Source organism: Paenibacillus taichungensis (genome assembly GCF_050994985.1).
Taxonomy (GTDB): domain Bacteria; phylum Bacillota; class Bacilli; order Paenibacillales; family Paenibacillaceae; genus Paenibacillus; species Paenibacillus taichungensis.
Genome location: NZ_CP194720.1, coordinates 858602 through 872774 on the forward strand (window position 1 = coordinate 858602; position 14173 = coordinate 872774).

General features: G+C 45.6%; 14 protein-coding genes. 11 read left to right on the forward strand and 3 right to left on the reverse strand.

Annotation, left to right across the window (positions count from 1 at the left end):
- The first annotated feature begins 105 nt into the window (after positions 1-105).
- Positions 106-2025: a beta-glucoside-specific PTS transporter subunit IIABC gene (locus tag ACR1R9_RS03940; protein ID WP_433948815.1), complete on the forward strand. Its 1920-nt coding sequence runs from the start codon at positions 106-108 to the stop codon at positions 2023-2025.
- 103 nt (positions 2026-2128) lie between these two features.
- On the opposite strand, the gene ACR1R9_RS03945 is transcribed toward ACR1R9_RS03940, so the two are convergent.
- Complete coding sequence (locus ACR1R9_RS03945; protein ID WP_433921689.1) at positions 2129-3022, reverse strand: LysR family transcriptional regulator; 894 nt, start codon at positions 3020-3022, stop codon at positions 2129-2131.
- Between the two features lie 184 nt (positions 3023-3206).
- Here ACR1R9_RS03945 and ACR1R9_RS03950 point away from each other — a divergent pair, with 184 nt between their 5' ends.
- Both ACR1R9_RS03950 and ACR1R9_RS03955 read left to right on the forward strand, forming a co-directional pair.
- A complete protein-coding gene (locus ACR1R9_RS03950; RefSeq protein ID WP_076288281.1) occupies positions 3207-3791 on the forward strand; it encodes an ankyrin repeat domain-containing protein in 585 nt (194 codons plus the stop codon).
- Positions 3788-5134 (forward strand): uracil/xanthine transporter, encoded by a 1347-nt coding sequence (locus ACR1R9_RS03955; RefSeq protein WP_076287949.1) that lies wholly within the window; start codon positions 3788-3790, stop codon positions 5132-5134. The genes ACR1R9_RS03950 and ACR1R9_RS03955 overlap by 4 nt, the downstream gene beginning before the upstream one ends.
- A gap of 68 nt (positions 5135-5202) precedes the next feature.
- On the opposite strand, the gene ACR1R9_RS03960 is transcribed toward ACR1R9_RS03955, so the two are convergent.
- Positions 5203-5526 carry a PilZ domain-containing protein gene (locus tag ACR1R9_RS03960; RefSeq protein ID WP_246318214.1) on the reverse strand — a complete coding sequence of 108 codons (324 nt, stop codon included), beginning with the start codon at positions 5524-5526 and terminating at the stop codon, positions 5203-5205.
- Between the two features lie 305 nt (positions 5527-5831).
- Between ACR1R9_RS03960 and ACR1R9_RS03965 the strand changes: the two genes are divergently transcribed.
- From ACR1R9_RS03965 to ACR1R9_RS04000, 8 genes are all read left to right on the forward strand, one after another.
- Positions 5832-6281, forward strand: a complete 450-nt coding sequence (locus tag ACR1R9_RS03965) for a DUF6386 family protein (RefSeq protein ID WP_433921686.1) — start codon at positions 5832-5834, stop codon at positions 6279-6281.
- A gap of 38 nt (positions 6282-6319) precedes the next feature.
- Entirely contained in the window at positions 6320-6943 is a 624-nt protein-coding gene (locus ACR1R9_RS03970; protein WP_433921685.1) for an SMI1/KNR4 family protein, read from the forward strand.
- 38 nt (positions 6944-6981) lie between these two features.
- Positions 6982-7308 (forward strand): hypothetical protein, encoded by a 327-nt coding sequence (locus ACR1R9_RS03975; protein WP_433921684.1) that lies wholly within the window; start codon positions 6982-6984, stop codon positions 7306-7308.
- Positions 7309-7448: 140 nt separating this feature from the next.
- The gene (locus ACR1R9_RS03980) at positions 7449-7997 is read left to right on the forward strand and encodes an RNA polymerase sigma factor (RefSeq protein WP_433921683.1); all 549 of its coding nucleotides are present in this window, start codon (positions 7449-7451) and stop codon (positions 7995-7997) included.
- On the forward strand, positions 7987-9126 hold the full coding sequence (locus ACR1R9_RS03985; protein ID WP_433921682.1) for a DUF4179 domain-containing protein: 1140 nt from the start codon (positions 7987-7989) through the stop codon (positions 9124-9126). The genes ACR1R9_RS03980 and ACR1R9_RS03985 overlap by 11 nt, the downstream gene beginning before the upstream one ends.
- A 197-nt stretch (positions 9127-9323) precedes the next feature.
- Positions 9324-10367 carry a pectate lyase gene (locus ACR1R9_RS03990; protein ID WP_076287955.1) on the forward strand — a complete coding sequence of 348 codons (1044 nt, stop codon included), beginning with the start codon at positions 9324-9326 and terminating at the stop codon, positions 10365-10367.
- 299 nt (positions 10368-10666) lie between these two features.
- Entirely contained in the window at positions 10667-12148 is a 1482-nt protein-coding gene (locus ACR1R9_RS03995; protein WP_433921681.1) for a methyl-accepting chemotaxis protein, read from the forward strand.
- Between the two features lie 271 nt (positions 12149-12419).
- Positions 12420-13628, forward strand: coding sequence for a GNAT family N-acetyltransferase (locus ACR1R9_RS04000; RefSeq protein ID WP_433956419.1), 1209 nt, complete (start codon positions 12420-12422; stop codon positions 13626-13628).
- A gap of 129 nt (positions 13629-13757) precedes the next feature.
- Here the strand turns inward: ACR1R9_RS04000 and ACR1R9_RS04005 are convergent, their stop codons facing one another.
- Positions 13758-14126 (reverse strand): VOC family protein, encoded by a 369-nt coding sequence (locus tag ACR1R9_RS04005; protein WP_326066017.1) that lies wholly within the window; start codon positions 14124-14126, stop codon positions 13758-13760.
- Between the last annotated feature and the right edge of the window lie 47 nt (positions 14127-14173).

The window sequence follows — 14173 nt, forward strand, 5'->3', positions numbered from 1 at the left end:
AGGCAAAACCTAAACGTTGAATAATGATAAGCTGAAACTGCTTTGTCATTATTCAGTGTTTAGGTTTTTTTTTACCTTCATTACACATAAAAGGAGCAAAACACAATGGATAAACAACAATTGTCCAAGGATATTCTGAAGCTTGTTGGTGGCGAAGAGAACATCGATCAAGTCACACACTGTATGACAAGACTCCGGTTTAACCTGAATGACAACAAAAAAGCGGACAAAGCGACGCTGAAAAATACACCTGGCGTTATGGGCGTTATGGAGAATGGCGGACAATTCCAGGTCATTATCGGGAACGATGTGCCTGTTGTGTATAATGCACTTGTAGGAAACATGTCCAAATCCCCGAATGCAGACGCTGGATCAACCAGTGCTTCGACTGGGGAGAAGAAAAAGAGAAATCCAGTAAGTGCATTGTTCGACTTTATTTCTGGAATATTCACGCCGATTCTGCCAGCGATTACGGGTGCCGGTATGATCAAAGGGATCGTGGCAATCCTAGTAGCTGTAGGTTGGTTGTCTGATACCAGTTCAACTTATATCATCTTATCTGCTATCGGTGATGGTGCATTCTACTTCCTGCCGATTATTCTGGCGATCAGTGCCGCACGTAAGCTCGGTAGCAATATGTATATTGCTGCAGCGCTGGCAGCGGGGATTATGCATCCGACGATTACAGCCTTGCTTGCCAATGGAGACACCACATTTGTAGGCATTAAGGTTATAGCAGCAACCTATTCTTCTACGGTTATTCCGATTATTCTCGCAATCTGGATTGCTTCCTATGTAGAGAAAGCGGTTGATCGTGTTACACATGCTTCGCTTAAGCTTCTGATTGTTCCAACAGTTACCCTGTTAATTATGGTTCCTTTGACCTTGATGACGGTTGGACCATTGGGTACAGTGCTCGGTAATGGTTTGTCAGGTGGTATTTCATGGTTGTTCGACAATATGTCAATATTCGCAAGTATCCTAATTGGTGGTACGATGTCACTTCTGATCATTACGGGTATGCACTATGCACTGTTGCCGATCATTGTTGGTTCGATGACATCACTTGGTTACGATTTTATTATTCCACTGATGTTTGCTGCTAACTTGGCACAAGGTGGTGCAGCATTTGGTGTTGGTCTTAGATCGAAAAATGGTAAAACGAAATCGCTTGCTTATTCCACAGGTCTTACTGCTATCATGGGGATTACGGAACCAGCGATGTACGGGATCAATATGAAGTACAAAAAACCATTTATTGCAGCTCTGATCGGTGGAGCTGTTGCAGGTGGATTCATGGGGATCGTCAATGTTAAAGCTTATGTACTTACAGGTCTAGTGGGCCTGCCAAGTATTGCAGCATTTATCAGTCCGGCAATTAGCACGTTACTCTACGCTCTGGCTGGTGGTTTGATTGCCATCGTAGCAGCAGCAGTACTGACGTACATCCTTGGTTTCCAAGAAGAAAATGCTCCACAATCGGCTGAAGCAACGCCAGCTGCTGAGCCTACAACACCAGCAGCAACGACTTCTGCTTCCGCAGTAACTGCTGTTGAAGAAACTAAAGCACTGGATCAAGACGTATTTAGCCCAATTACTGGTGAAGTTAAATCACTGAGTGAAGTTCCAGATCCTGCATTCTCGGAAGAGATTATGGGTAAAGGTTTTGCCATCCAGCCGTCGGAAGGCCGTGTGGTTTCTCCAATTAACGGTACAGTATTCTCGTTGTCGAAGAGTGGACATGCCATTGGTCTCGTTAGTGATGACGGCGCTGAAATGCTGATTCACATCGGGATTGATACCGTGAAACTGAAAGGTCAATTCTTCTCCCCTAAAGTTCAAGCAGGAGCGAAGGTTGCCGTTGGTGATGTACTGATGGAATTCGACAGAGAAGAAATCGAAAAAGCCGGTTACACAACGATTACGCCGGTTATCATTACGAACATGCATCAATATAATTCGATTGAGTCTGCCGGGCGTACAACGATTAAGGAAAAAGAATTGTTGTTCACGGCAAAAGCTTAACGAACATCAAAAAGCAGCAGTCTTGCCGGATGAAATTATTCCGGCAAGGCTGCTGCTTTTTAGTATATGGACGATATTATTGATGGTCGATGTCTGCTGGACACTATACCGAGCTTGAAGGCAGTAGCTCCTGAACCAATTGCACAAAGTGCTGCGCGGGCTTGGAAAGATGACGATTGCGATGCCACACAAGCGCAGAATCTACGGCAGATTGCGCATCTTGAATACGATAGATATGAAACGGATGCTCATGATAAAGCTGAAGAACCGTATGGGGCACGATGGAGCTTGCAAAACCGAGTCGCACAAGTTCCAACAACATGTTAATATCCGAGCATTCGCCCGCAATGGAAGGATTCACGTGATGCTCACGGAATTTCTGTAAAATCAGTTCGAACATCCCGAGTCCTTCAGTGCTAGGAAGCAAGAGAGGGATATCGACCAACTTTTGAAAATAAATCCCACGCTCATCCGCTGACTTCAGCGGTGTGGAGGAAATATAGAAGAGAGCTTCCTGCGGTAGATGCAGTACTTCATATTGTTCTGTTTTGACAGGCATCCGCACACAGGCAAGCTCGATTTTGCCTTCACCCAAGAGCTGGCAGAGCTGTGCAGATTCATTTTGCTGAATTTTATAGGTCACCTGAGGGTGTGTTGTCCGAAACTGCTGGAGCGCCTGCGGGATCAAACGATCTGAAATGGTATTAATGCCAAGCGACAACTTGCCCCGAATACCATAGCGGAAGCTCTGCATCTCCATGACAGCTTCTTCCATGTATTTGGTCATCGTAACCGCATAATCATAGAAGCTTCGACCGGCCTGTGTCAGCTCCATGCTGCGTCCTTTGCGTTCAAATAAAGCTACGCCGAGTTCGTCTTCCATCAACTTGAGCTGCTGGCTTAAAGGAGGCTGAGCCATGTGTAATCTGCGCGCTGCCGCCGTGATCTGTCTCTCCTCGGCAATCGCGATGAAATAGCGACATTGTTTGATATCCACGTGTGTTCTCCTTATATGCAGCGATATGTTTTTCATATGGGAAACCAACAAAACATGTATTTTTAATATACTATTATCCTATGTTAACATACATAAGGTTTAAACACTTCAAATCACACATGTAGATTATGATGTATTGAATATATGCCGTGAGGATGGCGACAAATTGGAGGGTGAAGGTGCGATGCTGAAAACAATACATGCAGCTGCTGAAGCTGGACATACGGATGATGTGCTGCGGTTTATCGCACAAGGGACTGGAGTGAATGACCGGGATGCTCGAGGACGGACACCTCTGATGGCCGCGGTTAATGGCAACAAACCAGAGACGGCAAGCACACTTATTGAAGCGGGAGCGGATGTGAACATCCAGGATCAACGACTGGATAACATGCTGCTGTATGCCAGTGCGGAAGGTTTGCGTAAAATGGTCGAACTGGCTATAAAAGCAGGTGCTGATACCCGGATTACGAATCGGTTTGGTGGCACAGCTCTGATTCCTGCTTCAGATCGAGGTCATGTCGATATTGTGGAGATCCTTCTGAAATGCACGGATGTGGATGTGAACCATATCAACAATCTGGGCTGGACAGCTTTGCTGGAAGCGGTCATTCTGGGGGATGGCGGCACTCGCCATCAGCAGATCGTAGCATTGCTTTTGCAACATGGTGCGGATCGCCTCATTGCTGACCGGGACGGCGTCACTGCACTTGCGCATGCCCAGAGGCATCATTATAAAGAAATGGAGCGAATGTTAACTCAATCATGAACAGACATCAAGAGCAATCTTTGCAAAATAATATAAAGGGTGCGTCATCGCTTGCATTGGCAGGCATTCAGTGGTTCTTCTTCCTGTTCACCAACACTGTGGTGGTGCCGTTATCTATCGGACATAATTTTCAGCTTTCACCGGAGGCCATTGCTGCATCGATGCAGTATGCCTTTTTGCTTACTGGGGCTGTATGTATATTACAGGCGTTCTTCGGCCATCGTTATGCCGTGATGGATGGTCCCTCGGGATTATGGTGGGGGCTGACACTAAGCTTAACGGCCTCGGCTTCATCAGCCGGCATGAGTTTGGAACGTATCGGGGGAGGATTGGCTGCGGGTTTTCTGTTAGCGGGTCTGACGATGATGATCCTGGGCGGACTTGGAGCTGCGCATGTGCTTCAGAAGCTGTTCACACCAATGGTCAAGAGTGCGATGTTATTTCTGATGACGATTCAATTGACCATGAATTTCTTCAAAGGCATGATAGGATATACCGAGTTCGGCAATTTTAACCTGCCTGTAGCGGCGTTGTCCGTTGCCATAGCGTTTCTAGTGGCCTTAATCCAGCTTAAGGGAAAAGGCAAGCTCGGTAACTACTCCATCCTGATTGGCATCGTGACGGGGTGGATTGCCTACAGTTTTGTGTTCCCTGGACAACATGCAGGAGCATCCGGTCATCAGAATTTAAACCTGTTTTCCTGGTTTCCGTGGGGGACGCCGAAGTGGGAGCCGGGTATTGTCATCACAGCTTTTTTTGTTGGGCTGGTGAATATGACAAATTCCATCACCACGTTAAGCTCTGTCGAAAAAATATATGGAGTGCAAACGTCCAGCCAACAATATAAACGATCATACATGCTTACGGGATTGTTCACCATGTTATCTGCGTGTGTAGGTGTGCTGCCGTTCGGATTATTTGCCTCTTCGATTGGTTTTCTGGAGAGCACCCGTATTCTGAAACGGGCTGCGTTTGTTGTTGGAGCAGGCATGTTATGTATATTAGGACTGACGCCTTCTGTGACAGCCTTTTTCGCACAAATTCCTCCCAGTGTAGGGAGTGCCGTGCTATTTGTTGCCTATTTGCAAATGTTTGGTACAGCTCTAAGAACACTTGAAGGCACCACCTTTAATTCCAAAACAATCTATCGTGTGGCACTGCCAGTTCTTACAGGTGTTGCTGTAATGAACATCCCTGCTGAAGCTTTTCAGGCTCTACCCATGTATCTCATTCCGATCATTAGCAATGGGCTTGTCATTGGAGTTGTGGTGTCACTTTTGCTTGAAACCACAGTGGATTGGTCCAAGATGGACAATACTACGACTGCGACCAAAGCAGCCTGAATATCTAAAATGTTGAAACAGTCCGGTTCACCGGGCTGTTTTTTTTTGTTAGGTTGGTGCTTGCCGGGTTACTTCACCATAATTTTGCCTTGCCCCGCAAGCATTCTCATTTCTCTGGATAGACGCTCATGATTACCTTGCTGGATCTCCAGCTGTACGCCGTAGTGCCATCGGTTATTCTCTTCTTTGCCCCAGCGCAGCGTTCCTTCCAAATACAAGGGGTCTTCAAAAAGCAGCAAGTTCATGCCGATTCGAATGTTATTGGACTCCACATGCAGATTTAACGGAAATGAAAGCTGACAACCCGATCGGCTGATATCGCATAATTCCGCTTGAATGGGTTTGGGTGGTGCAGAGGCGCCGTTAATGCTGAGAATAAAAATTTCGAACATTATCGGTTCCTTTAAAGTATAGCGAAAAGGTTCTCTTCTAAGGTTGATAGCCATGGTTTCCTCCACAAAATCACAAAAAGTCAGTTATCATTATATCGTCATTTTTGCTAAAAAAATGAAGAGATTAACCTTGTTTGCTACATCTTAATTCTTCACATGTATAACATGAATCTAGTTAACTCTTGAATGCCTTTAACCTGTGTGCCGGGCTTGATATAATGGTTGGATATGGTTCTGATTTTTCACCTGGATCAGAATGGGAAAGGAACGGGTGTTTATTTTGAATTAGAAAGGAGAGATGAAGAATGAATGGGAAGTTTCAGTTCTTCACGGATACGGCAGCACTGTGCCTGTATGATCTGGCGGCGCTAAAACATCGTGTTGAAGATACACCAGACTGGTGGTCTATTGCGGAAGATGAACTGATTGAGGTAAATGCAGGCAACTGTTTGTTTCTGAATCTGGGTGAAGATGGACAGTATGAGGTGACATGGAGTCTGGATGACGCGGGGAAGGAACTGGAGAATGCACAGGTATACCATCTACGTGTCCCTTCCGGTAACGTGTATTTGGGGGCGGCGGAGGATGTCACTGGGGGCGAGCTAGAACCCGATGAGTCTTGCGGTGGTGTGTTGCTCCAGATGGAGCCCGGAAATTATGCGTGCATGATATTGAGGGAAAGCAATCAAATATGGGTTACCATCAAACCCAGTCTGCAAAGCGAAAATAGTTTGAATGACTTGATTCGAATCTGACGGTATAGGTACAACGCGATGGAAGGAGGCTTACGTACATGCATAAGGCCCAGTTGGAGCGTATACAGGGAAAGTTGAACAAACTCCAGGATCTGGACACGGAACGGAATGTGTTCGGGGCGGAGAATCATCAATATGAGATGGCTCCGGTATGGACATTGGACGAAATTAAAGCTTTTGAACAGAAATGGAAGATAGAGCTGCCCGAAGAATATCAAGCTTTTTTGCTTGTGATTGGAAGTGGTGGGGCAGGTCCTTATTATGGGCTGGAAAAGCCGGAGAACGGCATATATTTGGTGATGGATTATGATGATGAGTTGAATGCAATTTCTGAGCCGTTTCCACATGTGGAATCCTGGAATTGGGATGTGGACTGGTACGACGACAGCAAAGAAGAGGATGAGTGGGCAGCGCTTGAACATGAGTATTATGATCCGAAATGGTCGGCAGGGATGCTGCGAATCAGCGATTTTGGATGTGGCGTGTCGCTCAATCTGATTGTGAAGGGATTGTCCTTCGGAGAGATCTGGACCGATGATCGAGCGAACAGTAATGGAATTTATCCAGATCAGTATATGGGCAACACGGAGCGGCTGGGTTTTCTCGACTGGTATGAATTGTGGCTGGACCGCTCGATCAATGAATTGAATGAGCAAGAGTAATCGTTTTTACTTACTTTTAGATTAAAGGAGGTACCCTGATGGGCTGGGAATATGGCATCAGAACAACAAATCCTGTCATTTTACCTCGGATTGTGAAGCGACTGGCGTATTCCTTAACCTTCTCCGACTTGTATAGGCTGGAGCATTATGAAGATGGATTTGCGGTGCTTCAGGAGGGTTCGCCCTGGCCTGAAGCTCTACAAGTCTCGATTGAAGTGGCATCGGGAATGAATGAAATTGTAGAGGGAGAGTTATACATATATTGTCTGTTTCATACTTGGGGTGACATCGCAGCAAACTGGCTGAAACAGATGGAAGCAGCTACGAATCAGGATGACAATGAGCTGGAATGGTTTGAACTTTAAATAATGATGCGGAAATCAATACAAGAGCTTCCTCCTCAGGATTAGGCGGGGCTTTTTTGTGATGGAAAATAAATAAAAAACGGTTTGGCTTGTTCATCCGTCTTAAACCACAGAAAGAGAGAGAAGGAGGGGATTGCAGGGTGGAAACCAAAGCCGAGATGAAAAAGATGCTGTTTGTACAGAGCGAAGACGAGACGGCATTTGTCCAATCCATCATGGAGCATCAGGACACGCTGATCTCCATTGCCTACAGTTACCTGCGTAATCGTCACGACGCGCTCGAAGCGGTGCAGGAGATGACATGCCGGGCCTGGATCAAGCGTCGCTCTCTGAAAAATGAGAAGGCGTTCAAATCATGGATTATTCGTATTCTGATCTATGTGTGCATTGATGAACAAAGGCGTCGCAAACGGGCCGCACCTCTGCCAAGCGAAGGGTTGGAGGAGGCGATATCCGATTCTGCCATTGCAGGATGCAGTGACAACAGACTTGCGATGTGGTCCATGCTTGAGAAAATCAAACCTAAATACCGCCATGTATTACTGCTGAAATACTATAACGACATGACGTCAATTGAGATTGCCTCCATTCTTGGCAAACCGGAGGGCACCATCAAGACCTGGCAGCATAAAGGGTTGGAACTGTTACGGAAACAGATGAAGAACAGGGGGGATTGGCATGACAACTAGTCCGGAGGAACAGGCACTTTTCGCAGATGCTTCCCAGGTTAAGCTGGAGAGACAGCAATTGAATCCGGCGGACACGGCGTTTGCCATTCAGCGAGGTCTGGCAAAGGCAAGAACTCGGCGAATGACAGGTCATGTGCAATTAAGGTGGATTACGGCGGTGCTCGTAACAGCACTGGCAGCCGGTTGGCTGCTAATGGGTCCGCTTGGCGGTACATCACAACTGGCAATGTACAGCCCGCCCGCACAGAATTGGGGAGTTCTTGAACCTTTTCGGGAGTTGGCTGGAAAAGAGGTAGACGGAAACACGATTTCATCCGCAATTAACAATGGTTATGTGCAGCTCGTGAATCGTTCTGTGAAATCAGGAATATATCAGTTAACCGTCAATGCAGTGATGGCGGATGAAAACAAGATGATCGTATTGTACACAGCCCAGACGGATGCTTCTCAGGAGATATATTCGGTGAACCGTTCCAGGGTAACTGACATGCTGACCAATCATAAATTTGATGATAGTAATGCGGGGGGAGTCCAAGTACCCAAAGGGAACCATATCATATACGGTCGAACTGCGATTAACCTCAAACGAACTGATGCATTTCCTGAAAAGTTAATGCTCGACTTTCAAATCGTCTCCCTCGATCCGGGGAAGCTAGCAGACCCAAAAACAGGGACAAAGCGACCCGAAATGCGATATTCAGAACTGATGAAGATTTCTTTTGACTTAGACCCCAAATTTTCGGTTCCCAAGACGGAAATTATAAAACTTAATCAGTTATTTACGATTGGCGGTCATGAGGTGATGTTATCTCAAGTCGAGATGTCTCCACTTATTATACAAGCCAAACTTGTCTATGAACCTAATAAAAAGTTTGATTTCCAAAGCAAACAATCTATAAGTGAATCAGTACATCCTTACGAGATTGTTTCTATAACCAAGAATGATAAGCAGACCAAGCTTCTAATGTATCGAGGTAGCGAAACAGAAGACGGGATGATTTTATACTACAGCAGCAATATGCTGGACGATCCTCAATCGCTTGTATTGAAAATACCAACTGAACCCGGCAAAGTTTACGATGACTTGCAGGAAGCGGAGAAACATAAGCTGGAACTGAAAATCAAATAGGATTTAGAAGAAGGCGATACAAAGTCATGGTTTTTGTAGATGACTTTGTGTCGTCTTTTCATTTTTCTTATACGGGGACTGCTGTTGCAAAAAAATAAAAATATTGGTTAAATTGCAATTTTTGTATTGTCACATCTGATGTTACACGATATAATCAACTTGTCTTTCAGGATAAAATTATAAAGGATGGTGAAATTTTGAAGAAATTTTCGATTCTTTTACTCGCTGTAACACTGTTATTGTTGACGGTCTCCACGGCACCCGCTACATATGGTGCGGCCAGTTATCCCAACACAGGCACGAATGGTTTAACAGGTTTTGCCGGTAACGCCAAAAATGAGAGTGGTGTATCCAAATCAGCCACGACAGGTGGTAAGAACGGTCAGGTCATCTACATCAGCAATCTGAACGATCTGCGAACACATATGGCAGGCACAACAGCTAAAATACTGGTTATTGAACAAAATATTTCTTCCTCTACGTTGCAGAAAGTCGAATTTGGATCGAACAAAACGTTGGTAGGCTCCTTTGATAAACACACACTGACGAACATTCATTTCAGATCGACGTCCAGCTCAAGCAATGTCATTTTTCAGAATCTGACTTTTGAACACGCTTCCAATATTAATGCTAACGACGATATCCAGATGTATATTACTTCAGGCTCCAACTACTGGATTGATCACGTGACGTTCTCCGGCCATAGCTACAGCTCGAGCGGAAGTGATCTGGACAAGCTCCTGTACATTGGGGATCGCGCAGATTATATTACGATCAGCAATTCCAAATTTGCAAACCACAAATACGGAATTATTCTTGGATATCCGAATGATGGCAACAGCAGCTATAATGGTGTACCTCATGTAACGATGGCAAACAACTATTTTGAAAACCTGTATGTACGTGGTCCTGGTCTCATGAGATACGGTTATTTCCATATCAAAAACAATTACGCCAACAATTTTAACCAGGCCATTACCATTGGCGAGAAAGCACGCATATATTCTGAAAACAATTATTTCGGTGCAGGCGCTGAAAAAGGCGGCATTCTGGATGATAAAGGAAACGGAGAATTTACGGATACAGGCAGTACACCTGCGTTGAGCAGCCCATCCTCTCCCCAAACAGGTTGGAGACCAAGTACCAACTACAGCTATGAAGTGCAGACAGCCAGTTATGCTCGCGAGTTTGTCACCAAGTATGCAGGTTCGTCTAACAACACACTTGTGTTCGGGAAATAAAAGGTAGCTGATCCCCTTAACATGAAAAAGCCCGTATCCCTGATACGGGCTTTTACTATGGAGAAAACCAAATAAAATTTCTGAAATATAAGTACATATTATATCCCTTCATATATTAAAAATTTATAATAAAATTCCGATATATAGTAAGTGTGTTTTCATGTTTATGAAGACCTAATGTACTATAACAAAGCCCTAGGATTTTGCGATTTATTCATAAGCAAGGACCATAGACTGATAAAAGATAGTACAGAAATGTTTCACCAGCGTATTTAATTGATAAAAAGGACGGGAAATTCATGAATCGTTATGATGAAATCATCTGGAAAAGGAACAAGCTAATCTGTATCATCCTGTGGGTTATTGTTGCCATCGGTTTTGGTATGGCCTTTCTGGAACCCAAGCTGCTTGTTTCGAGTGGGGTAGCTATTTTATTCACCGGTTGGGTAACGTACGCCAATATCAAAAAGAAGTATATTCATGTGATCCCGTGGCTTTGTACACTCCTGATTACAATCTGTGGCGTCTACGCAGGCTGGGGAAGTGTTAACATCACTTTAAGTCTGGTTATCACTTCAGTGTTATTGCTCTATCCTGACAAGAAACTGTTCACAACCGGATTTCTCGTGCTGCTTGTTATTAGTATTCTTCAGGTTGTTCTGGTGGAGACAAAGAGCTCCGAGGAGTTTATTGGCTATATTGTTGATGTAGGGTTGTTTGCACTTACTGGAGCCATTCTGATGATGGTTTCCCAGTTGAATCAAAGACTCTTTTGGGATAGCGAGGCCAGGTGGCAAGAGGTGGAGCATTCCAAAATGAGAGTGGAAACAATGCTTGTAAGGGTCAAAGAATCTGTAGATGGCCTATCTCGTTATACGGATCAACTGAAGCAAAAAGTAACCGACACCGGCTCCATTACCCATGAAGTGACGCTGGGATTTAGTGAAGTGGCCAAAGGGGTTGAATTCCAGGCTACTAGTGTAGCAGAAATTTCAGAGTCCTTGTCCTTGTCGGATCAGCATATTCGCGATGTTGCTTCCTACTCACTTCAGATGAAAGAACTGTCAGCCAGCATGGCAACCAGTACAGAAACAGGCAGCACACAAATGGATCAACTGAATGTTCAGATGCAGGAGCTGTATGAAACGATTAATACCACAGCCGATGATATGAGTAAGTTTAACGAGGAAAGTGAGTCCATGTCGCTAATGCTGAACAGTATTTCAGATATTGCAAATCAGACAAATCTGCTTGCGCTTAATGCAGCGATTGAAGCAGCCCGTGCAGGAGAACATGGACGCGGCTTTGCAGTCGTGTCGGAGGAAGTTCGCAAGCTGGCAGAGCACTCCGGCCAGTCGGCCAGTGATATTGCTGCTATTTTGTCCCGTTTGAGAGGACAGACACAGGCGTTGACGGATCGATTTGGGCGTATTCGACTCGCTTTGGAAGCAGGAAAAGACAGTGTGCAAACGGCAGAAGAAGTTTTCCGCACGATCAACAGCAATTCTCAGCAAGTATTGAATCAGGCCGCAGATATCGAGAGCAGTTCAGCCACGATGAGAGATTCCTCTACCAAAGTGGTTAATGAGGTTTCAGAAATTTCAAGTGTGACTCAGCAATCGAGTGCCGCTACGGAAGAAATTCTTGCTAGTATGGAGGAGCAGCGCAATCTGACCCAGAAGATGGTGGACAGCTTCGGAGAACTGGAGCAACTGATTGTGGACCTGAACGAGTTGGTATCGGATAAGAACGAAGTAGTTTCTGCAACGGGTACGCTGTAAAATACATAAGCTGAAGCTAGCTTACTGCATCGGAGTCACCTGATTACTCCAATTTTATACTCAAAGTTCAGTCTATTTAGCCTGTCTCCAACCATGATGTGGGGGCAGGCTTGTTTATTTTTTTGATGGCCGATCGCTCTGACTGTTTTCAATGAAACAATTGTGGATGTTCATCCAGGCCCACTATAATGGAAGGAAGAAGAATTTGTAAAAAATAATTAATGGCAGGAAGTTTGGGCAATTGGGGGAGCAGAACGTGAAGAATGCAGTAATGGAAAAAAGGACGGATAGCCGCAATCGTACAGATCCAGCGAGGAATGAAAGACGCGATAGTCTCGTTCGTTTCTATGATCGGAATTCGCTCGAAGATATGGACTGGCCTAACACCGAGGATGGTAGAGATGCAAGAGCGTATTTGGAACCCATGATGTTACAAGGGACACAGGACTTCATGATAAATGCAAACACAACCTTACTCATTGCTCGAATTGACGATCTAGTGCTTCCGTTGACAGTAAATGATGCAGAGTATGAAAATTCTTACGTTTGTTCGCCTTATACACATTATGTACGGTATGCCAAGCAGGAGTTGATGCTGCTTCAGAAACCGTTGCTGGAAAAAGGGCTTTTCGCGCTGCTCAGTGTGGTAGGGTGGGGAATGCGGCAATCACAAATAAACAAAGTTGTACATATCAACAACTGGCTGTTATCAACAAACCTGTATCCTGCCATGTCAGGAGAGCAGGTGGTTTGTCTGCTTGCAGCAGTAAGGGAACGTTATCCTGAGCATGCCGTCGTATTTCGTTCCTTGTGCCCAGGGCTTCACTCTGATCTCACGGGAGAGCTGCAGCAAGCAGGCTGTCAACTAATTCCTAGTCGGCAAATCTATCTGTACCGGGCGAATGATCCAAATTTCGGCAATGCGAAGTCGCGCTGGCTGCTGAAGCGGGATTACGAATTGTTGACAAAGCACGGATATGAATTCGTTTCCGGAGCGAATCTGACGGAGGAAGATATTCCGCGAATCGCAGAGCTGTATAGGCTGCTATACCTCGAAAAATACTCTTATGATAATCCGCAATTCAGTGAACATTTCATTGCCACATCAAAAGCTTCTGGAGCACTGACCTTGTGTGGTCTGCGAAAGGAAGGGCGTATAGATGCGATTATGGGATACTTCTGTCGAAATGGGGTGATGACAACGCCGTTGTTCGGTTACGATACGGCGCTACCTCAGTCCATCGGGCTGTACCGCATGTTATCAGCTTGCCTGATTGGACAGGCCCGTGAGAACGGTCATCTGTTGCATGAGAGTGCAGGTGCTGCGCAGTTCAAGCGCAACCGTGGCGCTGTATCGGATTTCGAGTATTCTGCCGTGTATGAGCGCCATCTGCCAATGAGCAGACGCTGGTGCTGGCTGCTGCTTGAACGGCTTTTGAATCGCGTGGGTGTACCGCTAATGCGCCGGATGAAGCTGTAAACTTGCACAACAGCGCGCTGACGCCATCCTATGTGGGGTGCTCGTGCAGGTTTGGCTCCACACAAAACAGGCCGGTCATCGTGAAACGTACACTTATTTAGATTCGCCTCAAACAATATTGCGCCTTAATTATGCATGTTCAGCCAACTGCACTTCGAAGCCATCTGGATCGGCAATGTAAATAAATCGCAGATGCGGATTGGGCTGGACGGGGCCTCGTACAATCGGGATACTTAATGCGGCGAGCTGCTCCATGGCTTCGTCCAGCGACCTTACCTCATAACCGATCGAAACACCGGCCTCTGGCTTGAGTGTGGTTTCGCTGCCCTCAATCAGTTCCAACTTCGTTTCATTTTCCAGTCCCAGCATGGCGATCTGCCGTCCCCGGCTTTCGAATCTGCGCTGAATCGGCAGCCCAAGCATGTCGTGGTAGAAACGGAGCGATGCTTCCAAGTCGCGTACCCGCAGTGTGATCCAGTTTAATCTGATCAACATCATGAGTCTCTCCTTTTTTACGTCATATTTATCAATGTTATGCTTATTAT

Excerpts from the sequence above, each read along its gene's own strand:
- ACR1R9_RS03940 (WP_433948815.1), top strand. The coding sequence starts at position 106 with ATGGATAAACAACAATTGTCCAAGGATATTCTGAAGCTTGTTGGTGGC.
- ACR1R9_RS03950 (WP_076288281.1), top strand. The coding sequence starts at position 3,207 with ATGCTGAAAACAATACATGCAGCTGCTGAAGCTGGACATACGGATGAT.
- ACR1R9_RS03955 (WP_076287949.1), top strand. The coding sequence starts at position 3,788 with ATGAACAGACATCAAGAGCAATCTTTGCAAAATAATATAAAGGGTGCG.
- ACR1R9_RS03960 (WP_246318214.1), bottom strand. The coding sequence starts at position 5,526 with ATGTTCGAAATTTTTATTCTCAGCATTAACGGCGCCTCTGCACCACCC.
- ACR1R9_RS03965 (WP_433921686.1), top strand. The coding sequence starts at position 5,832 with ATGAATGGGAAGTTTCAGTTCTTCACGGATACGGCAGCACTGTGCCTG.
- ACR1R9_RS03970 (WP_433921685.1), top strand. The coding sequence starts at position 6,320 with ATGCATAAGGCCCAGTTGGAGCGTATACAGGGAAAGTTGAACAAACTC.
- ACR1R9_RS03975 (WP_433921684.1), top strand. The coding sequence starts at position 6,982 with ATGGGCTGGGAATATGGCATCAGAACAACAAATCCTGTCATTTTACCT.
- ACR1R9_RS03985 (WP_433921682.1), top strand. The coding sequence starts at position 7,987 with ATGACAACTAGTCCGGAGGAACAGGCACTTTTCGCAGATGCTTCCCAG.
- ACR1R9_RS03995 (WP_433921681.1), top strand. The coding sequence starts at position 10,667 with ATGAATCGTTATGATGAAATCATCTGGAAAAGGAACAAGCTAATCTGT.
- ACR1R9_RS04000 (WP_433956419.1), top strand. The coding sequence starts at position 12,420 with ATGGAAAAAAGGACGGATAGCCGCAATCGTACAGATCCAGCGAGGAAT.
- ACR1R9_RS04005 (WP_326066017.1), bottom strand. The coding sequence starts at position 14,126 with ATGATGTTGATCAGATTAAACTGGATCACACTGCGGGTACGCGACTTG.